The organism is Nocardioides caeni, from assembly GCF_004912195.1.
In the GTDB taxonomy this organism is placed as follows: domain Bacteria; phylum Actinomycetota; class Actinomycetes; order Propionibacteriales; family Nocardioidaceae; genus Nocardioides; species Nocardioides caeni.
In genome coordinates this window covers 113,476-139,270 of sequence record NZ_STGW01000003.1, presented here as the reverse complement: position 1 = coordinate 139,270, position 25,795 = coordinate 113,476, and the positions used below count along the sequence as shown (strand labels likewise).

Sequence of the window (25,795 nt, the reverse complement as noted above, 5' to 3'; positions counted from 1 at the left end):
CGGAACGCCACTCCGGACGCGCAGCGCGCGTTGAAAACTGAAGTAAATCGGGAAGGTGGCCGATTCCCGGGCACCGATCGGAGGGGAGTCAAGACATGCGGACGTGCGTCATTTGGTGCGGAGTGGGCGACCATCAATGCGATCGGTACACGGACGGAGGGCAGAAACAATCGGCGGAGTGCTCCGGAGCAGTACGAGCCCGGTCCCGAACGGAAGCGTCCGGATCCGCTCCGGTGGCATCACAGCGACCCGGCGCGTCGACCGCTGGAGCGAGCGCTGGCCGTAGTCACCGATGCTCACGGTGTCGGTGCGCTCCTCGCGTTCGCCGATGAGGACCGATAGCTCCTGGAGATCCCTGGAGGCTGACGCGCCGCCAAGGATGACCTTGACGATGCTCGCGTCCCAGATCGTGCTGGCCGCATGTTCGCCCCACTTGTTGCGCGCCTGTGCCAGCGACTGGAGGACGGGCATCGTCGTGATGCCGGTGCCGCCTCCCTCGGCCATGAGGACGGGAAGCGAGGGCAGCGGTGCGAGGTTGCCGATCTCGTCGAGCGCCATCAGCACGGGAGGGTCCAAGCGTGCGCCCGGTGACGCGGCGGCGAAGTGGCGTGCGACTTCGGTGAGGTCTTCCATGAACGCGGCGACGAGCGGCCATGAGGCACCTGCGCCGGCTCCCGTGGCGAGTAGGTAAAGCGTGCCGTTCTGGGTGAGGAAGTCGCGTGGGTCGAACGCCTCGCCCGGCTCCGGGCTGACGGCATCCAGCACGGCAGGGTCGGCGAGGCAGGAGAGGGCTTGGGCGACGGCCATCCAGATGGAGTCACGGGTGCGCGGGTCGGAGCTGATCATGCCCTCGAGCGAGTCCGACCATCCTGCAGCGGCTTGCGGGTGACTGGCGAGGATGCCGACGGCGTCCATTGCGGCGGACGCGGACAGCGACCACTCGAAGAGGGCCCGAGTCGGTAGCTTCTCGAGCGCGGCGGCGTGGAGGAGTGCTTGGAGCGCGGAGCGGGCCTTGCCTTCCCAGAAGCCGCCAGACTCCGTGCCGCCGGAGGAGAGTCCGGTCGACGATGCCAGCCCTGAAGCGCGGATCATTGCGGTGAGGGGCTGTTCGCAGCCACGGATCGGCGACCATCGAACACCGCAACCGTCGACGGCGGGCAATCCCCCCGTGAGGTGTTGAGGGTCGAAGACGGCGACCGGCCCGCGCTCCCGCCGGGCGTCGATGGTGGCGGCGATGTTGTCTGGCCGTGTGGAGGTGGTGACGACGGCGCCCGGCGCGTCGAGGATGGCGTTGATGGCGAGGTGCAGTCCTTTGCCGGAACGCGGCGGACCGATCACGAGGATCGAGTCCTCGACCGACGCCCAGATCTCGCGTCCGCAACTGCGCCCGATCAGGTAGCCGACATCGTTCGCACGAGGGTGGCGGATCGAGGGGCGGAGGGTGGCGGCGCGCCGTACGAGGGCCTTCTTCGATGCGGTTGCATCGATTTCGCGCGCGGTTGCGATGCCTTGGATGCGGTGGGGATCTCGAGCCGCCCGGTGTCGGAGGCGAGCGACCAGTCTCCACACGCACGAGGCGAATGTCGCGAGGACGCCGAGGAACAGCGCCACTGCGGTCCAGTACGCGATCGCTGACAGCCCGGGCGCCTCGAACGCGCGCGCCGGTTGCCCTGGATCGGTGAGGACGCGCAGCCCGCTCGCGATGCCGACCCCGGGGGTGGCCGCACCCGTCGCAACTGCGGCGGCCGTTGCAGCGACGCGAAGCACGAGCGCCAGTGCGAACGCCGCCACCAGCCCGATGAGTGCGATGTTCACGAGCTCGTCGTTCGCACCGCGTGCAGCACGGGTCATGCCGGCGCCTCGAACGGGGTGACCGTGCGTGAACTCATCCCGAGGAGCACGAGCCCGCCGCGGGTTGCGGCGAGCAGTGCGGGCGGGAGGTTGAGGGACGCGTTGCCTTCGGCGTCGGCGTTCTGGCGTGCGACGACGTACGCCAGTGCGACCTCCTCGCCTGGCTGGAACCCGGCACCAGCGAGGGCCGGAGTTGACGCGTTGGGTGGCGGCTCCGCCGCCTCCGGTGCCGGGGCTTCTGGGGGAGTCGCGATGTCGGCGTATGTCGAGCCGTCGGCCTCGCGGACCTCGACGCGCACGGGCGCGCCGAGCTCGGACGTGATCTCGTCGATGACAGCGCGAAGGTCACCGCGAGTCCTGCACTGTCCGGAATCGCGCGTGACACCGTCGACGTCGACCGTCATGACGCCGTCGGCGTCGATGGCGACGTGAACAACGCTCAGGACGACGGGGATCTTCATAGCCCGAGGCCCGATCCATCGCGCCGCGCGGCGGTGACGACCGGAGCCGTCCCGGTCCGGCGGCTGAGGGCTTCGCGGTCGAGCCCAGGCGGATTGCCGTCGCCGACCTGCTGGGTGTCGACCTTGTCGAGAATGCCGAGCGCGGTCGCGCGGACGCGCTCGGCGGTCGACTGGACGACCTCGACCGGGTTCTTGCCGGGGACGCTTGCTGCCCAGGTCGAGACGTACGGCACCGTGTAGGACGAGGTGTCAAGCCCATGCGCGGCACCGACCATGAGTGCGACTGATTCTGCTTCCACCTCGGCGATCCCACGGTGCAGGGTTGCGTCGGCGGCGGACTCGGTCGACAGGGCGCTGTCAGGTGGCGCGTGGAGGAGAACATGGCCGAGCTCGTGGGCGAGCGTCTTCACCTGGGCCGCCTCGTCCATGTCCATGCGGATCGAGACTTCGCGGGAGAGGAAGTCGGTCAGGCCGTTGGCACCGCCGATCGCCGCGGCTGAGGAGAGGAGCCGGAGCTCGAAGCCGGCCGCGGTGATTTGGTCGGCCAGTCCGTCCCACAGCCCGGCTGGGGCCTCGCCCTGAAGTAGGGACGGGCGGGGGAGTTCGGGCACAGGGTCGCCTGTGGTCTGGGAGATGTCCCATACGTAGGTCGGCTTGACCCCGATCATGCGGGTGCGGGCGCACTCGCCAGACATCGGCTTCTCGTTGCGCGCCAAGCGTCGCCAGGAGTTCGGGTCGTCGGGCGTGAACGACGCGAACCGACCTGTGACCGGGGCGAGGATGCCGTAGCCGTGCTGGCCTTTCGCGACGCTGCGGCCCAGCGAGAGCCACTGGTGGAAACCGGCGACGTACCTCGGCGTCGGCTCGGGCACCCTGCCCTCCTTGTACGCCGCGAAGTGCTGCGCCGCGATCAGAATCGAGTTCCCGAAGCTGCGTCCGCGGAACTGCGCGGCGAAGGTCAGGGCGCGCCTCCAGTCCTCGCCGGTCACCAGCGCAGCGACGGACTCGGACAACTGCTTCTGGAGCGCCTCGAGCTTCGCTTCTCGGGCCGTTTGACCGCGAACCTGAGTGGTCATGACGCTGCTGTCTCTAGGCGCTTAGGTTCGATCGGCGGCATTGGAGGTCTGGATCCGCGTTTGTGCAGGTGACGTGGGTTCCCTGCCTCCTTGGACTTGAAGTGATTGGTCGTCACTGTGACTGACGGTTTCGGTGTAGCATCGACGCATGCTCGGCTCCTGTGAAGTCGGTATCTGATGGGTCTGGTGGCGCTGCCTGGTGGCAGTGCCGGGGATCTGGTGCTGTCGAGTGCGCAGGCGGCCGAGGACTTCGAGCAGGAGCTCGTGGACCAGTACGCGCTGGCGATGTCGGCGGCCGGCCTGAGTGACGGGCACATTCGAGCGACCCGCTCGGTGGTGATCGAGTTCGCCCGATCGCTGACCAAGCCGCTGTGGGAGGCGACCTGCGCGGACGCTGACGCATTCCTGGCTGATCAGCGCCGGCTGGGCCACAGCGTGGCCACCAGGGCCGGCAAGGCCGGGACCTTGTCGCTGTTCTACGAGTTCGTGCTGGCCCGCTACGAGGGCACGATCCGCCGTGCGACCGGCGTGCTGGTCGAGCAGCCGATCGACGAGTTCAACCGCCAGTCGGGGGCGTCGCTGGCCAAGGTCCGCGTCCCGCCCTCGGATGAGGAGATCGACTCGCTGTTCACCGCGTGGCGCGGCTCGATCCCGCAGGCCCGCAAGTACTTGCCCGCGGCCCGCGACTACTTCGCCGCCTCGCTGTGGCGTCGGCTGGGGCTGCGGATCAACGAGACCGTCATGCTCGACATCCGCGACTGGCGTCCCGATCTGGGCGAGTTCGGCAAGCTCCACGTCCGGTTCGGCAAGGGCAGCCGGGGGCGCGGGCACAAGCCGCGGCTGGTGCCGGCGATCAACGGCGCGGACCAGCTGATCGACTGGTGGCTGGCCGAGGTCCGCCACCAGTACGGTCAGGACTGGGACAACCCGGACGCGCCGATGCTTCCCTCGGAGCGGTTCGATCGTGACCTGGGGCGTTGTGGCCGCGTGGGCAGCAACGCACTGCGCCGCGGCCTGGCGATCCACGTCGATCAGTGGCTGCCGGCCTGGTCGGACCGGATGACGCCCCACGTGCTGCGGCACTACTGCGCCTCGTCGCTGTACGCCGTCGGCATGGACATCAAGGCGATCCAGGAGCTGCTGGGCCACCAGTGGCTGGCCACCACCTCGGGCTACATCCACGTGCGCAGCGAGCACATCGTGCACGCGTGGAACACCGCCAACGACCGTGTTGAAGCCCGTCTGGGACTCCGGACCGACTGACTTCCCGCGATGAAAGGAGAGGATCAAGATGCAGTGGAGCCTGCGGCTTCGGGCCGCCGAGCGAGGGATCTGGAAGTCAGCGGAACTACGGCGCATGCTGGCCGATGCCGGCCTGGAGATTAGCGCCGGGAAGATGTCGTCGTGGTGGGCGGGCACCCCGCCGACCATGCGCCTGGAGGAGCTCGACGTGCTGTGCGCGGTGCTCGAGTGCACCCCCAACGACCTGATGACCCCCGAGCCGGACAAGGTCGCCGCCCGCCGTGCCCGCGACGCCGAGGCCGCCAACGGGGGCAACGGGAACGGCGATGACAACCCGAACGGCGGCGGGAACGGCCCGGTGGTCAGTCCGCGGTTCGGCCAGCCGCGTTCGACCCCGCCGCTGTAGACCACGGCGAGCTCGACGAGTACGCACGGGACAAGAACTGCATGCCGGGACCAGGACCTGAGGCACCGTTGCGGCTGCCGCCGCGGTGCAACCGGTGTCAGGCCAACCCCGTCGCGTGGACGGCTCCGCGGGTCGACGTCTGCTACGAGTGCTTGCCCGGCGGCCCGTTCCCCACGCCGCCGTGCCGCTGGTGCGGGACGACCAAGGACTACTTCAGCCAAGGCCTGTGCAGCCTGTGCCACCCCCGCAGCCCGCAACGGCCCGGGGCCTGCAAGGGCTGCCTGGCGTGGGGCGTCTACCCGCGCCTCAACTGGACCTGCGGACCCTGCCGCTGGTGGCGCACCCACTACCCCGAAGGCGTCTGCGACTACTGCAGCCGACACATTCCCGTCGGACTGTCGGGCGCCTGCCGGCTGTGCGTCGAGCAGGCCCAGATGACCCAGGAGCCCGGACGGGCCCTCGACTACGCCGGCGCCAACCGGCACAGCCAACAACTGTTCTTGGCCAACATGCTGTTCAAGAAGCGCGTCACGCCGCGCCTCGCGCCCGAGCCCAGCCTGCGACCCGGGCCACGGGCACGCAAGGCGGCCACGGCGAGCGTGCGCACCGGCGAGGAGCCCTGGAGAAGCCGCTACAAGAACCAGCTGCCCTACCCCGCGGGGACCGGCTTCGACGACGAGACCTCGATCCAGCTCGCCCTGTTCGACATGACACCCGACCCCGAAGCCGTGCGCCGACGGGTCCTGATCGAAGACAGCGAGCTCACCCGCTTGTGCGCCGCGATCGTCGACCAGCACGCCGAGCGCTACGGCTGGTCGGTGCGCCAGCGCAACGACGTGACGAGGTCCCTGCGGCTGCTGCAGACCCTGCGCGAGAACCCCACGGCCAAGATCCGTGCCAGCGACGTGATGCAGCTGCCGCGCTACGACGGCAACATCATCTCCACCATCGACGTCCTCGACGAAGCAGGACTGCTCATCGAGGACCGGCCCAGCCGCGTCGAGCTCTACTTCGCCAAACGCGCCGCCGGGCTGCCACCAGTGATGCGCGAGCACCTCGAGCTGTGGCTCCACGTCATGCTCGAAGGCTCCGAACTGACCCCGCGGCAGGTGCCCCGCGACTCCCAGACAGTCCGCGTCCAGATCCTCGGCCTGGTCACCGTGGTCAACACCTGGGTCGCTGCTGGCTACCACTCCTTCGCCCAGGTCACGCGCGCCGACATCGTGAACGCGCTGGCGTCGCTGCCACCCGGTCGACGCCACGCAGCCGAACTCGCGTGCAGGTCGCTGTTCAAGACCCTCAAGGGCCAGCGCCTGATCTTCGCCAACCCGATGCGCGGCATGAAGCACACCCCGCTCGCCCGGACGACTCCCCTCGCGCTCGACCCCGCCGTGATCCGCGCCGAGCTCAACCACCCCGACCCCGTCGTCGCGCTCGCGGTGGCCCTGGTCGCCTTCCATGCCCTGAGCGGCAAGCAACTGCGGGCCGTGAGGCTGACCGACATCATCGACGGACGGCTCACCATCGGCGATCGCGTCATCCCGCTCGCGGCCCCAGTCCGGACCCGGCTGACGGCCTGGCTCGACCACCGCAACCAGCGCTGGCCCGGCTGCATCAACCCCCACCTGCTGGTCAGCAGACGCACCGCCCCACGGCTGGTCCCGGTCGGCCACAGCTTCCCCTGGCGTGGCATCACGCTGCGCCCCCAAGCACTGCGCGAAGACCGCATCCTGCACGAGATCCACGCCACCGGCGGCGACATCCGCCGCATCTGCGACCTCTTCGGCCTCAGCGTCGAAGGCGCCACCCGATACCTCAAGACCATCGAGCATCCCGACCTCACCGTCGACGGTGAACCGAGCCGAGGTTGAGCGCAGCAGCGACGGAGTGATGTCGTCAAACAAGATCATTGCCTCCGTGCCTTTCCCGCTCGGGCCGTGACAACTGGGCCAGGGACCTTGACTCCGTACCTAGGTCCAGGGTTCAGGATGGGGTCATGCGATCCAGTGAGCTGGCCCAGCGCGCCAGCGTGAACACCGAGACGCTGCGCTACTACGAGCGCCGCGGCCTGCTGCAGCCGCCACCACGGACTCCCGGTGGCTACCGCGACTACCCGCCCGCGGCTGTCGAACTGCTGCGGTTCATCAAGCGCGCCCAAGAACTCGGCTTCACCCTGGACGAGGTCGAAGAACTGCTGCACCTCAACGCCGGCGGGCCCGACAGCTGTGACGCCGCCCGAGAACTCGCTCAATCCCGGCGGGCCGACCTCGAGACACGGATCGTGGACCTGCAACGGATGCACGACTCCCTGACCGACCTGATCGCCACCTGCGAACTCCCGGCGGCCGACCGGGCTTGTGCCTTGCTGGACGCGATCGCGAAACCGACACCACACCAACGACCCGGAGCGGATCATGACTAGCTCGAATAGACAGCCCGCGGTGACCATCGAGGTCCTGCACGTTCCCGACTGCCCGAACCTGATACCGATGCTGGATCGACTCCGCGAGGTCACCGACATCCCAGCCACAACGCGCGAGGTCACCACTGACGCCGAGGCAGCCGCCCGGGGCATGACGGGCTCGCCAACCTTGCTGATCAACGGCGTCGACCCGTTCGCCCTGGGCACGTCTGGCGAATGCAGCATCGCCTGCCGGCTGTACCGCGACGAGAACAACCAGATCGTGCCCGCACCCTCAGCCGACCAGCTTCGGGCGGCCCTGACCCGAACCACCGACCCCGACGAGTCCGAACGCTTGTAACTTGTACCTAGGTCCGGATTTACCCCGGTCGGTCCCACCTGTCCGCCGTGCTTCTGGCCGGCCTGCTTCTCAACGCCACACTCGGTTGGTCCTGGGCCGACCCCATCGCCGTCCTGGTGATCGCCGCTGTCGCCGTCCGAGAGGGGCTGGAGGCCTGGCGCGGCGAAGGATGCGCCTGCGGCCCCACCCCGGCCAGCGAGAACCCCCTCGAGGCGACCCCCGTCCAGAACGGCGTCGACGACTGCTGCAGCGACCCCGCCGAACACCGATCGGAACAGAGCGCCACCGCCGAGCAGAAGACCGCGCAGGTTCCCCGAACCTGAGCTCCCACGTACGCTCTGAGCCCCGTGAATGCTCAGGTTCGCGTCAAAACCGTCAAATTTCATGCGAACTTCTAACCTGCCCCCGTCATGCGTCCGGTGGTGTCGAAGAGTTCGAGCTCGGCGGGGTGCATCTGGTGCTGGACGACGAAGGAGCGGTTCTTGATCCGCCACAGTCCTTGGCCGGTGCCGAGGGTGGGGATCAGTGACTGCTCCGTGCCAGTGAGCCCCAGCGCTGCCGAGGTCGCGCCGAGCTGGTCGGCTTCCTGGCGGTAGACGATGCGGGTCTCGGCGTTCGCGAGGAGTGACGAGGCGAGCGCGCGCATGGCGGAGCCGGAGTCGCCGACGTTGTCAAGGTCGGTGAGCTTGTGGAAGATCAGCATGTTCGCGATTCCGTAGTGCCGCGCGAGGCGCCAGTGGGCGTCCATCCGGCGCAGCAGTGCAGGGTGGGACATCAGGCGCCACGCCTCGTCGTACACGACCCAACGCTGGCCACCGCTCGGGTCGAGCAACGCCGATTCCATCCACGCCGACGCGCAGGTCATCAAGACCGAGATGAGCGTGGCGTTCTCGGTGACGCGAGACAGATCGAGGGAGATCATCGGGAGGCTCGGGTCGAACGCCACCGTCGAGGGGCCGTCGAAGAGCCCGGCGAGGTCTCCCGCGACGAGGCGCCGGAGTGCGTGGCCAACCAGTCGTCCGTCCTCCGTGAGGCGTCCGTCGGGGTCGTCGGCCGGATCCGGGGCCAGGAGCCGGTCGACGACCATCGGGAGGACTGGGACGTCGGCTCCGCGGACGGTGCGGTCGATGGCGATGTCGACAGCCGTGTGCTCGAGTGGAGTGAGCCGGCGTTCGAGCACGGTCTCCGCGAGGGCGCCGACGAGATCGCGGCGACGGGATGCGACCTGGCTGGTCCACTGGACGTCGTCGTACCCGGACGGACGGTGGCCCTCATCGAGAGGGTTCAGGCGGTTGGCCATGCCATGGCCCAGCGCAATGGCGCGCCCGCCGACGGCTTCTGCGACGGCCGTGTGCTCGCCCTTGGGGTCGCCAGGGACGTAGACGCGGCGACCGAATGAGATCGACCTCGTGTAGAGGCTCTTGGCGAGGCAAGACTTGCCGGAGCCCACGATGCCGGCGAGGACGAGGTTCGGTGCGGTGATGAGCCCGCGTGCGTAGAGGATCCAGGGGTCGTAGACGAAAGAGCTCCCGGAGTAGAGGTCCTGGCCGACGAACACGCCTTCGCTGCCGAGGCCGCCCTCGGCGAGGAAGGGGTACGCGCCCGCCAGGGTCGCCGAGGTGTCCTGGTGGCGTGGCACGCGGAATCGTCCGGGCGTCCGGAGGGTGGCGGGACCGTGTTCGCCGGCGCGGGGGAGCGTCACGGTCGCCCGCTTCTCCGCAGACAGTTCCTCGGCCTTGCGCTTGGCTTCGGCGCGCCGGGCTTCGCGGTGGGCGGAGAGGAGTTCGCGTGCCGCCGCCTTGCGGAGCCTGCGATCGTGCCGCCGTTCTCGTCCTGGTGAGACGAGTACGGCGGAGTGGAGCCGCCCGTCCTGCCACCCGGTCACAGCGACATCCCTGGCTGGTGCGTGGAGCGCTGAACTGGAGCGAATGACGGGTAGTCACGGACGTCGTAGGCGATCGTCGCCTCGATCTCGTGCGCCCGATCTACGCATTCGGCGATCTGGTGGATCATCTCGGCGGCGCGCTGAAGCTCCCAGGACTCCCTGTACGACGCTGCGCGCCCGGCGTTGGCATCGCCGTTCATCCACGCCTGCTTGCGAGTCGGCCCGTTGTGGAACTCGCCGAGCTGGTGCAGACACTGGCTCAGCGACGCGAGAGCGGAACTGATGGAACCCAGAACTGCGTAGATCGCGGTCGGGTCGTCGATCGTGCGCGTCGCGTGAGCAAGGCCGCGGACTGCTTCCCGGAGTTCGTCGGCGTCTGCGACCGGGTCGTCGAAGGTAGGCATCGGTGGCTCCTCGGTCGATGGGTTCTCATCGATGAGGTACGCGGGGCAGTCCGTCTCGTCGCCGCAGCAGCTGTCGACGGCCCACGCACCCTCTCGCGGTGGCACATCTCAAGGAACGTTGTCCGAGCTCCAACACGCTGAAGCGCTGGAGGCCCGTGAATATCCTGGCTAGTTGTCGCCATCTGGTCGGTTTCCCAAGTTGGCGAAACTCGCCTTGGTGACCCGGCGTAGGCTTAGGTTGACTGACCGGAGATGAGGCCTCCATCCGGACACCGCTGTGCCGGTCGAGAGGCGGACGTCATGTCGACGTCAAACGGTCCTATTCTCGTTCCTTGGGTTCCTACGCCGAGCCGTCTTCCGCTTCGGCTTCGCATGGCCGAGCACCCGGGCAAAGATCATCTGGACGGGGGTTGGTGGCCCCAGACCCGGGAGCTGGCCGTGGAACTGGCGGACTTGGTCGATCACTTCCCGGCGCAGTCCGGCCGGGTTGTCCGGGCGTTGGTTTCGCCGCCCGACTGGGATTCCACGCCGCGCGTGGTTCCGGTCACGGGTCGCTACGTGAAGGTCGGCGCGTTCCCACGCGACGATACCCACCTCATCCTGCTCAAGATGTCGGATCGGCGCACGCTCTACGTCCTGGTTGTTCCGCCCGGGTTCACTCCTGACCAGGGCGACGAAGCGCTCCGGGCGTCGGCCGAGGCCGGGAATGACCATACGGCCACCGAAGTCCTGCACGAGGTGGCCGGCCACCCGGACCTCGATCCCGGCGGACACTGGAGCGACGACGGCGGTTCGTGGTGGGGACCAGAGGCGGGTAAGTCTTCGTCGCGAACGGGTGCGTGACCGTGGGCTACCTGATGCTCTATGGGAACGGTTGGACCCAACGCTGGGCGATCGCCCCGGGGACGGAGGATCACATCCGAACCCAGATAGCCGAGATCGGCACCCCCGCCACCGGGCAGCTGACCGTGGTCGATCCCGGTTCGGATTCCGAAGTCACACTGTGGGTGGCGTGGGCGCTGGTCGCCGCCGCCGTCGTGCTTGACGGGTCGCCTCGATCGGTCGAAGACGGGGCATCTGGGCAATACGCGTGACGAGACTCCGCCACCGTGAACCCGAAGGGGTAGCAATGAAGTTCTTCATCGAGACGAATCTGGCAAGCAAGCCCGCATGGTGGCTGCTCGAGGACGACAATCGGGTCGTTGCCTGGGCCGGTCGGACGTACAACAGTCTCGCCTATGCGGATCAGGCAGCCCATGACTTCCGGGTGAACGCCGACGACCCCTACTACCGGGTCCGGTCCACGACCGGTGGTCGTTGGCAGTGGACCGCCTGGCGCCCGGAGGGGATTCGAGTCGCGGTGTCGGGAGACTGGTTCACCAGCGAGGCGGGTGCCCGCGCCGCGGCCCGACGAGTGCAGCAGCAGGCCTGCACCGCCATAGGCCCATGACCATGGGCGGCATCGTGCTACGTGTACGGCTCGTCGGCGGTGACAGCATGGATGTCACCTATGAACACCCCGATGAGGCAAGCGACGCCGAGGTGATTGACCACGTCCTGGCCACGCTGTCGAACGACTCGGGCGTCCTGCGCTGCGGGCACGGCGATCGGCTACTGGTGTTGTACGCGAGAGGCGTTTCTGCCGTGGAAGTAGGGCCACGGGGCGCCGTCCTGTGAACTCCTCATCCTCCGGCGCGCTGCACGATGCTGCTGCCGCGTAACCCCATGCGGATGAGGTGGCGCGGAAGCCGGGAGCGCGTTAGGACAGCAGGGTAGGGTGGAGTTAATCACCTGCCAGGCCGGACTCGCCGAGTCCGCGAGGGCAGATCGGAAGGTGGACGTCATGACGACGTCACCGACAGTTTCCCTTTCATCGCAGATGCCGGGCGAGCGCGTTGCGCTGCGACTCCGCCTCGACACCAGCTTCCAATCCGGTCCGCTGGACGGGGCCTGGTGGCCCCAGTCCCGTGATCTTCAAGTCGAAGCCGCAGACCTCGTGGATCACTTTCCCGATCTGATCGGCAGGATCGAGCGGCTGCTGTTCTCCCGACCCGACTGGGACGCGGTCAGCGGCGCCCCGAGCATGCACCGGATCCATGCCGCCCGCGGCAGGGTCAAGGTGGGCTCCTTCCCGAGCGACGACACCCACGTGATGATCGTGAAGATGTCGTCGGGGCAACGGCTGCGGCTGTTGGTCGTCCCCAGCGATACCGAGCCCGGGCTCGCATCGAGGGTCATGCAGCAGGCGGCTGACGATCGCAACACCGAGTCGCCCAGCACGCTCCTCGGCTTGTCCGGACCGGACCAGAGCCACATCGGGGACGCCGTCTGGGACGACCATGCGGCCAGCCACGCATAGGGGCTGTGTTCGTCATCGACTGGCGGGATCCACCTCGGCTGGCCCCTCCCGCCTGATGCGGGGAGTCAAGGGCGCCGGAGTTGGTCGACGGTCAGGACCCGATTGATCACGCCCTGGGCCACGGTCTTGACCGGCTGATTGTTGCGGCGGCTGTAGTCACGCATCAAATGGAAGGCCTGGTCCACGTCGATGCCGGCGCTTGCCAGCAGCACGCCCTTGGCCTGCTCGACCAGGATGCGACTGTTGAGTGCGGTCTGAAGCTGCTCGGCGATCAGCCCTGACTGGCGAACGGCACGCTCCTGCAGCAGGCCGATCGTGGCGATGTCGGCCAACGCCTGGCCGAGCGCGACATCCTCCTCGCTGAGGCGAGAAGCGCTCACGCAGAACAGGTTCATGGCTCCGACCACGGAGTCCCGCAGGTGCAGGGGGATCGCGTGCGCGGACGAGTAGCCCACCTCAGTCGCAGCGGCGGTGAACCGTGGCCACCGGGAGCGGGCTTCGGCAATCGCCACGTTGACGACCGCGCGACCGCTGTTGAAGCAGTCAAGGCACGGCCCTTCGTCGTTCTGGAGCTCGAAGAGTTCGAGAATCTGAGCCTGGTCGCTCGTCGAGGCGACCACGTGCAGGCTGCCACGCAGATCACTGAGGATCACACCCGCCGCGTCCGCATGGAGAAACTCGACACTTCGCTCGGTGAGCGTGGACAAGAAGTCCAGTGCGTCGAACTCGTCGACGAGCGTGTCGGCGAGCTCGACGAACACCTCGGTCAACCGTTGTTCAGCGCTCATGAGAGTGGCCTCTTATTGGTCTGACGAATGTCGCGGGCGGGTATGTCAGTCATCTTCGTCTTCTTCCAGAGGAATGCGAAGACGCCCCGCCAGCACGTCACGCGCGACTTCCAGGAAAGAACGCTCGCCGGCGAACGCATGGGCCCGAAGTAGCAGCAGGGCGTCCGCGAGACCGACCGACGCCTGAACCGAGAGAAACCCCGTCGCCTGGTGGACCTCGGCGCGGTATTCCAACGGCTCGCCCAGGTCGGGATAGAGCACTGATCCCGGCTGCATCTCGGCCTGCAGACGCAGAAGCACCACCAGCGCGGCATCGGCGTAGGCGAGGGCGCTCGCCATCTCCTCGCGATCAAGTTGAGCAGCGGTCGAGCGATACAGGCAGAGCGTGCCCAGACGCACGCCGCCCACCTGGAGTGGAAACGCGAACACCGCCCGCACTCCAGCGCCCACCGCCTCGGGTCCGAACCCCGGCCATGCCGACATCTCGCCGGCCGTCACCAGGTCGGAATGGAAGACGGGGCGCGCGAAGTAAGACGCGTTGACGCTCGGCCCCTCGCCCAACTCGAACTGGAGGTCCTCCAACTGGGCGGCGACCCCGCCCGAGGCTCCGACCACCCCCTGATGACCGGCATCGTTCATGAGCGCCATCACGCAACCGCTCAGGCCGAGTGCCGTTTTGCAGTCGACGCACAGCAACTCCGGGAGCGACCGCCCCGACCCGGCTGCGGCGTCGATCGCCGCGAGGATCTGGGCCGTGGTCTTCACGCTTCCACCGACCTCAGGGTCGGGGGAGTAGCCTCGAATCGAGGCCACCTCGGACCCCGGCGGCGCCATCTGCGAACAGTCGGGATCCTCATGTCCACCACCACTGGGTCAGCGCTTCCGCCCCTCCAGAGCGACTACAGCGAGCTGGTTCGGGAAATCCGGAGTCGAGGACTCCTCCAGCCTAGACCTGCGTTCTACGCCGTCCTGGGAACCCTCAACCTCGCCGGACTGGCTCTGGTCGTGGCGGGTCTCTTCCTTCTGCGCGACTCGTGGTGGGCGCTCCTGCTGGCCCCGGGGTTCGCGATCGTGTCCACCCAGATCGCGTTCTTCTCCCACGACGCCGCACATCGCCAGATCGCTCATCGTGGCCGGACCATCGCCCTGCTCTGCCTGGTGCACGGCAACCTGCTGAACGGGCTCAGCTACGGCTGGTGGATCGCCAAGCACAACGCCCACCACGCCCACCCGAACGACCTGGAGGCCGACCCCGATGTCGCTGTCGGTGCGTTCGTGTTCGACTCTGACCAGGCCAGCGCGCGCAGAGGAGCGGCCGCCTGGCTGACGCGGCATCAGGCCGGTCTGTTCTTCCCGACGCTGACGCTCGAGGCGTTCAACCTTCGGGTCTCGAGCGCGCGTTCGGTTCTCAGGCCCGGACTCCGCTACCGGAAAGTCGAGAGCCTCTTGCTGCTCGGTCACCTTACCCTGTACCTCACGTTGCTCTTGAGCACCCTCACTTGGATCCAGGCGCTGGTGTTTCTCGTGATCCACCAGGCCTTGTTCGGTGTCTACCTCGGCTGCTCGTTCGCCCCGTCGCACAAGGGGATGCCAGCGCTGACGCCGCAGCAAGCCGCGGACCCGCTGCTCCGTCAGGTACTGTCCGCCCGCAACATCCGAGGAGGACGATTCGTCGACTTGGCCCTTGGCGGCCTCAACCTTCAGATCGAGCACCACCTCTTCCCGAGCATGCCCCGTCCCAACCTCAGACGAGCCCAACCCATCATCGAGCGCCACTGCCGGGCCCGCGGGATCTCGTACTCGGAAACGACGCTGCATGAGTCGTACGGGCTGGCACTCCGACACCTGCACCAGGTGGGCGCCCCGCTACGCGGTGGGGTGTCGAGTTCAAGGTGACGCGGACGTCTCCTGCTCCCGCGCTCGGGGTCGGCCTGCCGCAGGAAGCTGATCCATTCCGGAGCCGACCGTCCCGGATCAGGCCTTGCAGTGCCTCAGAGCCGACGGCACAGCGGCAGCGCGGCCACCGCAAAGCCCTGAGCCTGTTGTCCCCAGACCCGCCGGGTCTCGCAGGATGCTTGAATCGCCGCCTGCTCGATCGCCGCGACAGCGCGCTCGAGTTCGTCGGCGTCACTGGCGCTGACGGCGACGAACCCGGTCGCCCGCAGCACCCCGTGCCCGGCGGTCAGGTCGGCCTCTTGCTGGAGGACGTCCTGGTACTCGGCGGCCTGCTGGGCGTCCTCGATCTGACCGAGCTTCTGGCGCTGGGCGGCGTCGGAGATGTACTCGGTCTTCTTCTTGCGGATGTCGCGGGCAGCGGAGTCGGTGCGCATCGGCGTGTAGAGCAGCGTGAAGGTGCGCCGGATCCCCGAAGACAGCAGCAGCGGCGCGAGGAAGCCGGGGTACACGAGCGACCGCGGCCACTCACTGATCCAGAGCACGCAGTGGTGCGCGGAGTCGCTGCGCAACGAGCCCCACGATTCGGTGACCGCGACGGGTCCCGCGGTGGCGAGGTCCCGGCCGATGTCGCCCTTGCGCTCAAGCGCGCCCGCGACGGCGGGGTCGTACGCCGACCGCAGGATCAGCGCCAGGTCGCCGGGCGTGAGCCATTCGCTGGGGGCGAGGTCGGCGGACCGGAGGGCGGCCAGCAGGGTCGCCATCTCCTGCCGGAGTACGGCGGCTGCCCCTCGCATGCCTCCGCCGGCAGCCCGGATCGCGCGCCCGGCAACCTTCATGTCCAACGAGATGGAAACGGTCGACGCGTGGCGCTCGCCCGCGGGTCCGGCGCGGTCGACCAGTTCGCCGTACGTCGTCGAGGCCCACGAGCCTGAGCGGTTGCCGTGCTGCTCCCACCAGTCCGCCAGGCCCTTGCCGGAGTCGGGCAGCGTCCGCTCCATCACCTGGACGGAGGCGATTCGCCCGGATCGGCAAGCCGTCGCGAGGACCCGGCCCCACGAGACGACTCGGCGTTCCTGCTCAGCTGGGTCGAGGAGCACGAACGCGGGATGGGAGACACCGACGATCGCGGTCAGGGTCGCCGCGTGCGGGTCGTGAACCATGACGGCCGCGGTCTCGGGGTCGACCCATTGACGCAGCCGAGCCGCGTCACCGGGCAGCGCCAGCGTTCCCGCGGGACGCGGCTTCACGACTCGACGGCGGTACAGCAGTTGCCCGCCCGCTGATCGCCAGAGCCAGCGCGCGCCGATCGGCGCCCACTCGATGAGCTTGCGCCCTCCGACACCGACGAATGCCAGCGTGACGAAGAACAGGATGATCGGGAAGGTCATCACCACGGCGCCGACGTACAGACCGATGATCAACGTGCCCGACGCGAGGCTGGCCATCACGAGTTGGGGCCCGGAGAGGCCCAGCAGGACGCCGCGCCGGGCCAGGCGCGAGAACTTGATCGGGGTCAGTTCTGGTTCGCCGGTCGTCGTGGCCACGGCCGATCACTTCTTCCCAGCGGTGTCGACCAGCGTCGAGTCCGCGACTGGCGGTGGGACTGTCGAAGGAGCAGCGGACTCATGCGCCTCTGCCTGTCCGGTCGCCTGGGCGGCGACGAAGTTGCCGAGCCGAGGACCGGCCGCTGCCGCCTCCTTCGCGACCACGACTCCTGCGGCAACCGCTCCGCCTGCTGCCGCCGCACCTCCAGAGGCAGCACCGGATCCGGCGCTTCCGCCGCCCCCTCCGCTCGACGGTCCGCCAGCGGATGGTCCCGTGGCCGCGGGAGAGCCGCTGGACGTCGTACCGCCGCCACCGCCTGCGCCGCCCCCGCCTAGGACCTTCGCCGGCTCGCTGCCGGTGCGGCGAGAGAGCGGGATCGGCATCGGCCGGTTGAGCGACGACTTGGCCTCCTGCTCGGCCGACATCGCGTGGTACATGTCGAAGCCCATGAAGGCGATGGCCTTGTAGGTCAGGTACGGCGCGAACCCGGCCATAAGCATGAGTACGACGCCCGCCATCGGCTGGCTGACGGACTCCAGGTCGGCATCGATCGGCGCCGAGACCTGGGCGGTGGCGAGCAGGAAGATCACCACGAGGACGACCTTCGACAGGATCATCGCGATCACGAACGTCGCCCAGCGGCTCAGCCACGTCCGGGTGTGGTCCCAGCTGGCACCCGCGAGCGCGATCGGTGCGAAGACGATCGCGATCAGAAGGAGGGCTTTGCGGATCAGAAGGCTGATCCACACCACCATCGCTCCGATGATGGCCAGGCTGGCCAGGAAGATCGTCAGGATCGCGCCAGCTCCTGGGGCGCTCAGGTTGATGGCACCGAGTCCGGCGGCGAGTACGGCGACCTTGTCGCCCATCTCGTTCATGTTGGTGCCGGCGGCGTTGACGATGCCGATGCAGAGCTGATCAGTGATCTCGAGCGCGGTCGCGAGGAGCGCGAGTGCGACGAACGATCCGAGGATCGACTTGGCGAGTCCGAGTGCGGCTCTGGAGAGTGCGGCTGGTTCGCGGCGGATCATGCCGCCGATGACCTGGAGCATGAAGAAGCCGAGCATCACGAAGACGCCGACGCCGAACATGATGTTGTAGACCTTCGTGTACTCGCCGCTGGTCACGTCGACGTACGTCGTGGTGTCGATGACCTTCCAGACGGAGGTGAACATCCACTCGGCCGCGCCGCCCATGCCTTGAGCGAGCCAGTCGAACGGCGCGGTGATGACCGCGCCGGCCGCGTCGCCGGCGGCGTTGCAGACCTCGTGGATCACCGGTACGTCGCAGACACCCATGATCGATTCCTCAGACCTGCTGGCCGACGTTCCAGAAGAAGTTCACGAGAGTCACCGAGGCGCCACAGACGATCGCGGCACCGAGGGCGACGAGTACGCCAAGCTTGCCCCGGCCGGCCAGGTGCGGGTTCGACGAGTTGGCTCCGAGCGCCCACACGATCGCCGAGATGATCAACGCGAGTACGGCCAGTACCAGACCGACCGTCATGGAGGCTCCGACGATCTTCTTGAGCTGGCCGATCCCCGGCAGGCCGTTGGAGTTCGGGTCGATCGAGATGTCGAGGGGGAGCAGGAGAGCTGTTGTGAGTAGGTCCATCGGAGGCTCCTTACGTCGGACGGGCGGACGCCTTAGAGGTGCGGGCCGATGTCCAGCAGCCAGTTGGCCCACGTGAGTGCGGCGCCCGTGATTGCTGCTCCGCCGATTGCGACGAAGCAGCCGAGCTTCGCCTTCTGAGCGGTGTGCCAACTGCCCGAGCTAGAAGCGATCGCCCAGGTTGTCGCCGAGATGACGAGCATGAGCACCGCGACGATCAGGCCATAGGTCAGGAGCGCGCCGACGATGGCGCGGAGGTCACCTGAGCCGCCGACTGCGCCGAAATCGGGGCCGATGTCTTGCGCAACTGAATGACCGATGGTCATGCCACCGAGGTGCTACGCGGCCTCCATGTGCCTCTCGGACGGATGCCGAGCCGTATGCTGCCAATCGTGGAGCCGAGCGAGGACCGCTTCCCGTATCACCGGCGCGCGGAGATGGCGCGGATCATCTTGGGCGCCGTCGAGGAGCGGGTCGAGCGTGGCCAGCCGGGCGATCGGATGGATGGTCTGCTAGCCGCGACCGAATGGGTCGGCGACGTGCTGATGGATGCTCTGGAGGACGCGGTGTTCACCACCGCGGGCGGCGTACTCGATGCCTTGGGCGCCGGCGCTGTCAGGGAGGATGCCGAGGCCGCTGATGCCAGCTACGCAGACGCAGGCTGGCTGATTCTCATCAAGGCGGCCGACTGGTCCGATGCCTCGAACGACCGCGACTCAATCGTTGCCTTGGGGGCCGAGACGCCTGAGGCTGTTGCCGCTGATGCCGGCTTCAATCGATGGCTCGATCGTTGCAGACCCGATCAAGAGCCTGAGATCGAAGATCTCGCAGAGGCCGGCGTCGTCGCGTTGGCGCAGATGTGGCCACACTTCACTCGCGCCACCACGGACCAGACCATTCGATGGTGGCTCGGACCGGATCCCAATCCGAATCAGGCGCCCGGCGGCCCGGAGATCCAGTGGAATCCGATCGCACGTCATCTGCTCGCTGCGATCGATGTTTGTCGCGGTTCGGATGGCCCGGATGTCGCCGCAATTGCACTGCAGCAGGCTGATGCGCTGCTCGTCTCCTGTAGCCGGGAGGCGGCGCTAGAGGTCGTGGAAGATGCATTGTGGGGCACGGCGGCCTGGGCCGAGGTGGAGTTCGACGAGAAGGCAGATCGGGTAGACGCCATGGACGCTGTGTTCCCACGTGCCGGGGAACTCTGGAAGGCAGTCGAAGCGGACTTGGCCCTAGCGGGCGGCTGGTACGAGGATCTTCAAGGCAGCTGTGACATCGAGCCTCTGAGCGCGGTCAAGGAAGCTCCAGCGCTGATGAGGTGGACTGGCTCGGATCGTTGGAGCGATGAGGGCGCGCGCTCATACATTGCTGCGGCGCTCGTCGTCTTCACTGACGAGCGGATCGACTGGGTGGTCGCGGACCGGTCCGACGACGAGGTGCTGGACCTGTGGGCGGACAGGTACAACTCGTTCCGAGTCGGCCCGCAACCGCGTCAGTGGCCGCCTGCGGTGCACGACGGATGATCACCGAGCGGCCCAGGCGTGTCCAACTCGCTTGGGCACCTGCCGTCTGCCCTGTTCGGAGGCTCGATAACTGATGGCTGGAGCAGCACTGCGTCGAGGTGTGTGGTTCAAGACCCAGCCGACTCGAGAGCCTTGGAGTTCCAAGAAGGTGCCGCCCACCGTGTTCTGGCACATGTGGAAGATCAGGCAGTGGCCTTATTCGCACATCAACAACGGCGACTTCTGCTACCTCGTGAGCTCCGGAGGGGCCGAGGCTGAGATCTTCGCCGAACTCGTGATCGACCGAGTTGTCCGACTGAAGTACTTCGGCCATGCTGCCGCCTGGGATGGCGTGAAGGGGGTTCTCGACGGTGCGCACTTCTCCGGACTCTCCCGTAAGAAGTTCCTCAGCCATCCTGAGACGGTCGACCGTCCCGTTGTCGGCTACCTTCTTGCTTTCGTGGGCTATCCGCTATCACCGAAGCCGCTAGGCATGACGCGCCCGGACTGGCTGCGCATCCAGCAGCAGGGGTGGGCCCAATACGACCTGCTCCGTTAGTGCGGCTGCGCCAGGCTCGCTGGTGGTTCGCTGCGGATCATGGTCGTGGAGCCGCTCAGGGCTGATGACCGCCATTAAGCCGGCGGATGGTCATGACCTCGCCCGCGAACTCGCCGATCGTCCCGTAGCGGACGACGTCACCGGTTCGCGGCGCGTGCAGGATTCGGTCGCCGCCGACGTAGATCGCGACGTGATGCGGGCCGCCGGCGCCGGGGTAGCTGAAGAAGATCAGGTCGCCGGGCTTCTTCTCGCCAAAGGGGGTGCCCGTGCCGGCGTGGATCTGGTCGCCGGAGTAGTGGGGGAGACGGATGCGTCCTTCGGAGGCTTGGTACGCGGCGTACAGGACGAGACCGGAGCAGTCGAAGCCACCGCCTGTCGGGCCCTCGAAGCTGCCTCCGCCCCAGACGTAGGGCTTGCCGAGCTGTGATGCGGCGGCCTTGATGAAGTCCCCAGCGAACCCCGGGGGTAGGTTCATCGGCACCTCGCCCGCTGACTGAGCACACGCGAGGTCGGTCGAGAGCGATACGCCGCTCAGCGTCGCCAGGACCTTCTCCGCGATCGGCTGGTTGACGGCGTACCGGTCGGGATAGGCCGAGACCTGCACGGCTTGGGCCGCAGCGCCGGGGTCCATCGATGCCCATCCGTCGATGTCGAGCAGGCCCCGTGGCGAGCCGTGGTTCGGGCCGCTGGGTCCGCCGTAGAAGGCACGGGATGACCAGACGGGGTCCATCAGGTTCTCGACGCTGCCCCATCCGGCGGCGGGGCGTTGCTGGAAGAGGCCCACGGAGTCGTGGTCGCTACCGTCACCGTCGTTCGGGATATCGCCGGAGTGGGGGTAGGCGCCGGTGTTCGACAGGACCCGAAGAGACGACTCGGTCAGCGCAGTCATGACCGCGATCATCTGGCCGCGGGCCGGGATGTTCTCGCTCTGGCCGGTGGCGATGATCGCCGCGGCCCGGGTGAGCTGCTGTTGGTTGAGGGTGACGGTCTCACCGTTGGTGTTCGTCGCGCTGAGGCTGTCCGACACCGGGCCGCTGACGCCGAGGCTCTCGGTCGCCTGACCATCCCACATGCAGCTGCCCGATCCGGCAGCCGCGGGGCTGATCAGCGTCGCGACGCCCAGGACGGCTGCGCCGGGGGCGAGGAGTACGGCGGCCGCCGCGCCAACCGCGAGCAGCTTGATACCCATGGCGTCGTCACCTGAGTGGGTTGTCGAGCTGCGAGAGCCGCAGGACGTGACAGCGATCGAACGAGGGCTCGCAAGCGACGAAGACGGTGAACGCGACTGGGTGCGACGACTCGGCGCCCTCGCCGTTCCACACGCCGCTTCGGTGCCGCGTGCCGGCAATTGTCACGGCCGTCGTGCCCGGTCGGGGGTGGCCGTGGGCTTGCTGGACCGCGGCGGTCCAGGACTCCGGGACGTACGCGTCGTCGATCTCGATCGTCTGCCGTACCTCCATCGCTCCGAGGTCGAGCCATTGGTCGACGGTCGGCAGGTAGGTCGCGACATCGGCGATCAGGCCGGGCGTCTCCTCGCCGGAGGGGTCGGCGTCGGCGAGGACGGCGGCGGTGTAGTCGGTCGGCAGGAAGCCGAGGCTGGTGTTCCAGTCGAACAGTGACGACGCGACGGCGCGTGAGTACGCGATCGGATCGCTCGTGTGGGGGAGCGCGCGATCTTTGAGCGTGACCACCGGAGTCGCCTCCTCCGGGATCGCCCCGACCTCTCCGGGCGGTGGAGGCGCCGGGGTGGACTCGGCGGGCTGGGGCCCACGCACGACTCCGTAGATGCCGACGGCGAGGGTCGCGAGGGTCAGGACGCAGCCGAGGATGACGGCGATCTGGCGCCAGGTGAGGTTGCGCATCGAGGCTCCGAGGTCGAGGTGGCGGACACTCGGGAGGTACGCCGATCAGGCCGACGCGGCCGCCGTACGTGCTTCACGGAGCTGGTCACGCAAGTCGATCGTCTCGGCGACGACGCGTTCGAAACGTGCCCAGTCATCGTCCTTGAGAGCAGCCGCAAGCTCCGCGACGTCGTACAGCGCGGTCCACCCTTCGAGCTCGGACCACATCAGCACGAACGACCGCGGACTGTGGTGCTTCGGTGCGCGCTTGGCCTTGCTCCGCAGAGCGCGTAGCCGCTTGGCGTTCTCTTCCTCTTGGACGCGCTTGAGCGCTTCGGCGGCCAGTCGGGCGACTTCGTCCTGCTCCTCCTGGGACGCCGGAGGGGGCTGGCTCGCCAGTTCGACGGCGGCCTTCACGCGCTTGTACGCCGGCGACACCGGTGCACCGCCTTCGATCTCACTCAGCATGTTGGCTGCGAACTCGCGCACTGACTCGCTCAGCGTCTCGTCCCTAGTGACCGACTCGATCCAGTTGATCTGCTCCAGTCGGTGGTATGAGTTCCCGCCGGTGGCTAGTTGGGCAGCGCGTGCGCGGGAGTCGCCGCACGGCTCCGGCGAATCGCCGGAGCCGGAGGCTCCGCCAGCGCGCCCGGCGCCGCCGAACTGCGTGGCGGCCATGCGGCGCTGGGCGTCCTCTTGCTCGAGCATCTTGATCTCGGCGTACAGACGCGCGGTCTCCACCGGGGAGAGCGGCTTGCGCTGCTCGTTCTCGTCCTGCTGGGCGAGCAGGTGCGAGAGCTGATCGGAGATTCCTGAGCGGACCCACACGTTCAAGGTGCGCCGCCCGAGCCGGCGCAACGCTTCGAGCCGACGCCAGCCGCAGATCAGGACGCCGTCGGGGGTGATGGTGACCGGCTGGAGGAGGCCGACCTCCTCGATCGACTTCATCAGCGCGTTCAGGTCGCCGGGGTCCTTGCGGTGGCGTACGCCGACGGTGATCGAATCGATCTGGCGCTCGAGTTCGATGTGGCCCTTGTCAGACATCGATCCTCCTGGCGACCTTCGGTGCGGAGTCGCGGATCTCCACGACGAGCCCGTCGTCGGCGAGCAGGTCGATGACCTTCCAGTCGCAGACGAGCATGGCGAGGACGCCGACGCCGGCCCGAGTCGCGGCAGCGGCCTTGTCCGGGTTGCCGAGCACGATCCGCAGCACGGTGGCCCAGGAGTCGCGGTCCAGGTCGAGGGCCACGCGGCCGGCCAGGTCACGCCGAAGGTAGGCGTGGGCGACGTGGCGGTCGCCGGCCTCCATCAGCCGTGTGGCGATGTAGTCGAGCGTGCAGGTCGCGCTGCTGCTCGGCCAGCCGAGGGCGACGAACATGCTGATCACGAGGTTGAGCGCCTCGAACGCTGTCGTTGGCGCTGTCTCTCCGGGCTCCAACCGCGGCGCGGCCCGGGCGGGGTCCACCGGCGACGGGCCTCGACTCTCAGCGAGGAGTTCGAGGAACCCCGTCTCGTCTTCGCCGAAGCGGCGCGCGTCGTGGTGACGCATGACCTCCCGCCTGCGCGCCTGGGCCGTCGAGCAGAGCAGCCCGGCCGCGCGCTCCTCAGCGATCAGGCTGACCTGGACGGCACGAGTGATGACGGCCCACGGGTCGTCCGCGCACCTCACCGCGCGCGTGCGCATTGCCTCGAAGGCGGCGTACGCCGAGTCTTCCGGCTCGCAGTTGTGTGCGCGCGCGAGCGATCGGTACTTGCGGATCGTGAACTGCATCAGCCGCTCCGCCTCGGGGTCGTGCCGCCAGGCCCAGTAGCCGACGCTGTCGCGGTCGTGCAGGCGTTGCAGGAGTGCGCGGAGTCCTTCGGGGGTGGCGAACGAGGCGTTCACAGTCCCAGTCCTTCCTGGCTTGGGGTGGGCGTCGCCGATCGATCTGGTCCGGGGTGGCGAAGCGTCTTGGACGTCGTGGCCGGCGTACGGCGCGCTCGTCGTACGAGCTCGGCCTGGAGGTCGATCCCGCGGCCGACCATGGGGCCGATGTAGGAGCCCAGCTCGGTGGGGCGTACCCAGGCGATCCGCTTCTGCATCTGCTCGCGTGCCGGCTGTTCGGGCCCGAGTGACGGATCACGGTGGCGTGCAAGCTCGCTGGCGGTGGGCTCGAGACCCTCGGCAGGGCCCGGGCGCTCCGGTGGCCGATAGCTGTGGCGGCGGTACTCGGCGTGCGTGTTCACAGGTGGATCCCTTCACTCGCTGGGGTAGGGCCCGGGCGGCTCCCCGGGCCCAGCCGGGTGGCAATGCGGAACGCGGAGTCAACCGTGGTCTCGATCTCGCGGTCCGGGAGCCCGGCGTACTGTGCCGCCGGCCCGAGCCAGCCCATGACTTCCGTGTGGCTCAGCCCGTTCTCGACCATCCGGCACGACGCCCAGAAGAGGGCGCGGTTACGGCCGCCCTCCGGCGTGAGCGCGACGGTTCGAGCCAGGGCGTCGGGGCGGCATCCCTCGGTGGGCATGCCGGGCGGTGGGGCAGTCCGCACCGGTCGCGGTGGTTCCAGGAATCGGCGGAGCGCGACCGCATCGACGGGCTTCGGAGGGTGCGTGGCGACGGCGATGACGTCGTACGACCGCTGGGCGCCGTCGATCGTGACGCGCGATGGAGGAGCGATGACGTAGCCGCCGTTGCCGCGGAAGTCGATGTGTGCCGCGGGGACCTGCCAGCTGCGCTGCTCCTGGCCGCGGACGTTCGGGTAGTAGGCGTGGAGCCCGCCCGAAGGCGTGCGCACCAGCCACGCCCAGTCGTTTGCGAAACCCTCGCTCCGCGCTCGTTCGAAGGCGTCGAACCCGCTCGCGCCGGGATGGACGTCGACATCGACGACGAGGACGCCGGTCGTTGCGCCTGTGGGTAGGCCGATGTTCGCGTCGGGGGTGCGTTGCCACCAGGCGTGGACGACGCGGGCGACGGAGGTCGCGTCGTGGAAGCCATTGGGCGTGAGCGGCTGCTTGCCGCCCGGGACGCACGGGAAGACCGGGATGCCGAGGTTGGCATAGCGCAGCGCGGCGGCCGCGAGCGTGGGCTCGTCGGCGACTCGCTGCATCGTCGACGCCGACCACGTCGGGATCGGGTTGTTGGGGTCGAACATGCCCCCGACGATGCGGTGTCAGGTATCCACGATTTCGGGATACCTGGCCGGATTCGGGAGGGGGATACCTGCGTTTCCGCAGGTCAGGAGGTATCCCTAAGTCGTTGCTATGAACCCCTTGACCGGACCGCCCATGTCACCCGGTCGCGGTGTTGGTCTCTCGATGGTGGCTCAGGCCGTTGGCATCTTCGTAGTCCCAGAGCGCCCACTCGTACCCGGCGATGTATGCGCTGTCGGCATCGCGGTGCTCCTCGAGCCAGCTGCGTCCGGCATCGACCGAACCGGTCGTCAGCGCGCTCGTCCGGCCCGCGTTGTAGCCCGCCATGTACTGCTGCTCCCCAGTTGTCGCCACAGCCTGAGTCGAACATATGTACGAACGTCGGTCAAGATGGAGTCGTGTCCGCGAATCCGCCGAAGAGCGATGCCTGGCCGCAGCCCAGGCGTTGGCGGCATTGCTGGGTTCGCCTTGATCGTCG

Annotated in this window: 32 protein-coding genes; 14 read left to right on the top strand and 18 right to left on the bottom strand. The window is 68.1% G+C overall.

Features of this window, described 5'->3' with window-relative positions; all coding sequences use genetic code 11:
- Positions 1-108 precede the first annotated feature (108 nt).
- From E9934_RS06575 to E9934_RS06565, 3 genes are read right to left on the bottom strand one after another with little or no spacing between them, the layout of a single operon-like run.
- Positions 109-1,851 carry a type IV secretory system conjugative DNA transfer family protein gene (locus tag E9934_RS06575; protein WP_136562093.1) on the bottom strand — a complete coding sequence of 581 codons (1,743 nt, stop codon included), beginning with the start codon at positions 1,849-1,851 and terminating at the stop codon, positions 109-111.
- The gene (locus E9934_RS06570) at positions 1,848-2,312 is read right to left on the bottom strand and encodes a hypothetical protein (protein ID WP_136562092.1); all 465 of its coding nucleotides are present in this window, start codon (positions 2,310-2,312) and stop codon (positions 1,848-1,850) included. The genes E9934_RS06575 and E9934_RS06570 overlap by 4 nt, the downstream gene beginning before the upstream one ends.
- The gene (locus E9934_RS06565) at positions 2,309-3,388 is read right to left on the bottom strand and encodes an ArdC-like ssDNA-binding domain-containing protein (RefSeq protein ID WP_136562091.1); all 1,080 of its coding nucleotides are present in this window, start codon (positions 3,386-3,388) and stop codon (positions 2,309-2,311) included. The genes E9934_RS06570 and E9934_RS06565 overlap by 4 nt, the downstream gene beginning before the upstream one ends.
- Before the next feature lie 186 nt (positions 3,389-3,574).
- Between E9934_RS06565 and E9934_RS06560 the strand changes: the two genes are divergently transcribed.
- The 6 genes from E9934_RS06560 (at position 3,575) to E9934_RS20025 (ending at position 8,121) form a co-directional block, all read left to right on the top strand.
- Complete coding sequence (locus E9934_RS06560; RefSeq protein ID WP_238694809.1) at positions 3,575-4,651, top strand: tyrosine-type recombinase/integrase; 1,077 nt, start codon at positions 3,575-3,577, stop codon at positions 4,649-4,651.
- Positions 4,652-4,679: 28 nt separating this feature from the next.
- Complete coding sequence (locus E9934_RS06555; RefSeq protein WP_136562089.1) at positions 4,680-5,036, top strand: helix-turn-helix domain-containing protein; 357 nt, start codon at positions 4,680-4,682, stop codon at positions 5,034-5,036.
- A gap of 41 nt (positions 5,037-5,077) precedes the next feature.
- Complete coding sequence (locus E9934_RS06550) at positions 5,078-6,907, top strand: hypothetical protein (RefSeq protein ID WP_136562088.1); 1,830 nt, start codon at positions 5,078-5,080, stop codon at positions 6,905-6,907.
- Positions 6,908-7,032: 125 nt separating this feature from the next.
- Positions 7,033-7,458 (top strand): MerR family transcriptional regulator, encoded by a 426-nt coding sequence (locus tag E9934_RS06545; protein WP_136562087.1) that lies wholly within the window; start codon positions 7,033-7,035, stop codon positions 7,456-7,458.
- Positions 7,459-7,477: 19 nt separating this feature from the next.
- Positions 7,478-7,798, top strand: coding sequence for a hypothetical protein (locus E9934_RS06540; RefSeq protein ID WP_136562086.1), 321 nt, complete (start codon positions 7,478-7,480; stop codon positions 7,796-7,798).
- 47 nt (positions 7,799-7,845) lie between these two features.
- Entirely contained in the window at positions 7,846-8,121 is a 276-nt protein-coding gene (locus E9934_RS20025; RefSeq protein ID WP_202977217.1) for a hypothetical protein, read from the top strand.
- A gap of 71 nt (positions 8,122-8,192) precedes the next feature.
- On the opposite strand, the gene E9934_RS06530 is transcribed toward E9934_RS20025, so the two are convergent.
- Positions 8,193-9,437 (bottom strand): ATP-binding protein, encoded by a 1,245-nt coding sequence (locus E9934_RS06530; protein WP_425576958.1) that lies wholly within the window; start codon positions 9,435-9,437, stop codon positions 8,193-8,195.
- Positions 9,438-9,679: 242 nt separating this feature from the next.
- Positions 9,680-10,087 (bottom strand): hypothetical protein, encoded by a 408-nt coding sequence (locus tag E9934_RS06525; protein ID WP_136562084.1) that lies wholly within the window; start codon positions 10,085-10,087, stop codon positions 9,680-9,682.
- Between the two features lie 372 nt (positions 10,088-10,459).
- On the opposite strand from E9934_RS06525, the gene E9934_RS06520 reads away from it, so the two are divergent.
- The 5 genes from E9934_RS06520 (at position 10,460) to E9934_RS06500 (ending at position 12,446) form a co-directional block, all read left to right on the top strand.
- Positions 10,460-10,930 carry a DUF5994 family protein gene (locus tag E9934_RS06520; RefSeq protein WP_136562083.1) on the top strand — a complete coding sequence of 157 codons (471 nt, stop codon included), beginning with the start codon at positions 10,460-10,462 and terminating at the stop codon, positions 10,928-10,930.
- 2 nt (positions 10,931-10,932) lie between these two features.
- Positions 10,933-11,181 (top strand): hypothetical protein, encoded by a 249-nt coding sequence (locus tag E9934_RS06515; protein WP_136562082.1) that lies wholly within the window; start codon positions 10,933-10,935, stop codon positions 11,179-11,181.
- A 35-nt stretch (positions 11,182-11,216) separates the two neighbouring features.
- Positions 11,217-11,537: a hypothetical protein gene (locus tag E9934_RS06510; protein WP_136562081.1), complete on the top strand. Its 321-nt coding sequence runs from the start codon at positions 11,217-11,219 to the stop codon at positions 11,535-11,537.
- Between the two features lie 2 nt (positions 11,538-11,539).
- Positions 11,540-11,764 (top strand): hypothetical protein, encoded by a 225-nt coding sequence (locus E9934_RS06505; protein ID WP_136562080.1) that lies wholly within the window; start codon positions 11,540-11,542, stop codon positions 11,762-11,764.
- Positions 11,765-11,930: 166 nt separating this feature from the next.
- Positions 11,931-12,446 (top strand): DUF5994 family protein, encoded by a 516-nt coding sequence (locus tag E9934_RS06500; RefSeq protein ID WP_136562079.1) that lies wholly within the window; start codon positions 11,931-11,933, stop codon positions 12,444-12,446.
- Between the two features lie 65 nt (positions 12,447-12,511).
- Here E9934_RS06500 and E9934_RS06495 read toward each other — a convergent pair whose 3' ends face one another.
- Positions 12,512-13,234, bottom strand: a complete 723-nt coding sequence (locus E9934_RS06495) for a GAF and ANTAR domain-containing protein (protein WP_136562078.1) — start codon at positions 13,232-13,234, stop codon at positions 12,512-12,514.
- 45 nt (positions 13,235-13,279) lie between these two features.
- Positions 13,280-13,999: a GAF domain-containing protein gene (locus tag E9934_RS06490; RefSeq protein WP_158294942.1), complete on the bottom strand. Its 720-nt coding sequence runs from the start codon at positions 13,997-13,999 to the stop codon at positions 13,280-13,282.
- Positions 14,000-14,089: 90 nt separating this feature from the next.
- On the opposite strand from E9934_RS06490, the gene E9934_RS06485 reads away from it, so the two are divergent.
- Positions 14,090-15,130, top strand: a complete 1,041-nt coding sequence (locus E9934_RS06485) for a fatty acid desaturase family protein (RefSeq protein ID WP_136562076.1) — start codon at positions 14,090-14,092, stop codon at positions 15,128-15,130.
- 95 nt (positions 15,131-15,225) lie between these two features.
- On the opposite strand, the gene E9934_RS06480 is transcribed toward E9934_RS06485, so the two are convergent.
- The 4 genes from E9934_RS06480 to E9934_RS06465 are packed head-to-tail and all read right to left on the bottom strand — an operon-like array spanning position 15,226 to position 18,612.
- Entirely contained in the window at positions 15,226-16,674 is a 1,449-nt protein-coding gene (locus E9934_RS06480) for an SCO6880 family protein (protein ID WP_136562075.1), read from the bottom strand.
- Between the two features lie 6 nt (positions 16,675-16,680).
- Positions 16,681-17,973, bottom strand: coding sequence for a TrbL/VirB6 family protein (locus E9934_RS06475; RefSeq protein ID WP_136562074.1), 1,293 nt, complete (start codon positions 17,971-17,973; stop codon positions 16,681-16,683).
- A 10-nt stretch (positions 17,974-17,983) separates the two neighbouring features.
- Positions 17,984-18,289: a DUF6112 family protein gene (locus tag E9934_RS06470; protein WP_136562073.1), complete on the bottom strand. Its 306-nt coding sequence runs from the start codon at positions 18,287-18,289 to the stop codon at positions 17,984-17,986.
- Positions 18,290-18,321: 32 nt separating this feature from the next.
- The gene (locus E9934_RS06465) at positions 18,322-18,612 is read right to left on the bottom strand and encodes a DUF6112 family protein (protein WP_136562072.1); all 291 of its coding nucleotides are present in this window, start codon (positions 18,610-18,612) and stop codon (positions 18,322-18,324) included.
- 66 nt (positions 18,613-18,678) lie between these two features.
- Between E9934_RS06465 and E9934_RS06460 the strand changes: the two genes are divergently transcribed.
- Both E9934_RS06460 and E9934_RS06455 read left to right on the top strand, forming a co-directional pair.
- Complete coding sequence (locus E9934_RS06460; RefSeq protein ID WP_136562071.1) at positions 18,679-19,809, top strand: hypothetical protein; 1,131 nt, start codon at positions 18,679-18,681, stop codon at positions 19,807-19,809.
- A gap of 73 nt (positions 19,810-19,882) precedes the next feature.
- Positions 19,883-20,347, top strand: coding sequence for a hypothetical protein (locus E9934_RS06455; protein ID WP_136562070.1), 465 nt, complete (start codon positions 19,883-19,885; stop codon positions 20,345-20,347).
- Between the two features lie 55 nt (positions 20,348-20,402).
- Here E9934_RS06455 and E9934_RS06450 read toward each other — a convergent pair whose 3' ends face one another.
- The 7 genes from E9934_RS06450 to E9934_RS06420 all read right to left on the bottom strand — a co-directional run bounded on the left by E9934_RS06450 (position 20,403) and on the right by E9934_RS06420 (position 25,644).
- Positions 20,403-21,536, bottom strand: coding sequence for a C40 family peptidase (locus E9934_RS06450; RefSeq protein WP_136562069.1), 1,134 nt, complete (start codon positions 21,534-21,536; stop codon positions 20,403-20,405).
- A gap of 7 nt (positions 21,537-21,543) precedes the next feature.
- Positions 21,544-22,209, bottom strand: a complete 666-nt coding sequence (locus E9934_RS06445; protein ID WP_136562068.1) for a hypothetical protein — start codon at positions 22,207-22,209, stop codon at positions 21,544-21,546.
- 45 nt (positions 22,210-22,254) lie between these two features.
- Positions 22,255-23,232, bottom strand: coding sequence for a ParB N-terminal domain-containing protein (locus E9934_RS06440; RefSeq protein WP_136562067.1), 978 nt, complete (start codon positions 23,230-23,232; stop codon positions 22,255-22,257).
- Entirely contained in the window at positions 23,225-24,073 is an 849-nt protein-coding gene (locus E9934_RS06435; RefSeq protein ID WP_136562066.1) for a serine/arginine repetitive matrix protein 2, read from the bottom strand. The genes E9934_RS06440 and E9934_RS06435 overlap by 8 nt, the downstream gene beginning before the upstream one ends.
- The gene (locus E9934_RS06430) at positions 24,070-24,414 is read right to left on the bottom strand and encodes a hypothetical protein (protein WP_136562065.1); all 345 of its coding nucleotides are present in this window, start codon (positions 24,412-24,414) and stop codon (positions 24,070-24,072) included. The genes E9934_RS06435 and E9934_RS06430 overlap by 4 nt, the downstream gene beginning before the upstream one ends.
- Positions 24,411-25,319: a bifunctional DNA primase/polymerase gene (locus E9934_RS06425; RefSeq protein WP_136562064.1), complete on the bottom strand. Its 909-nt coding sequence runs from the start codon at positions 25,317-25,319 to the stop codon at positions 24,411-24,413. The genes E9934_RS06430 and E9934_RS06425 overlap by 4 nt, the downstream gene beginning before the upstream one ends.
- Before the next feature lie 136 nt (positions 25,320-25,455).
- Positions 25,456-25,644, bottom strand: a complete 189-nt coding sequence (locus E9934_RS06420; RefSeq protein WP_136562063.1) for a hypothetical protein — start codon at positions 25,642-25,644, stop codon at positions 25,456-25,458.
- Positions 25,645-25,795: the final 151 nt, after the last annotated feature.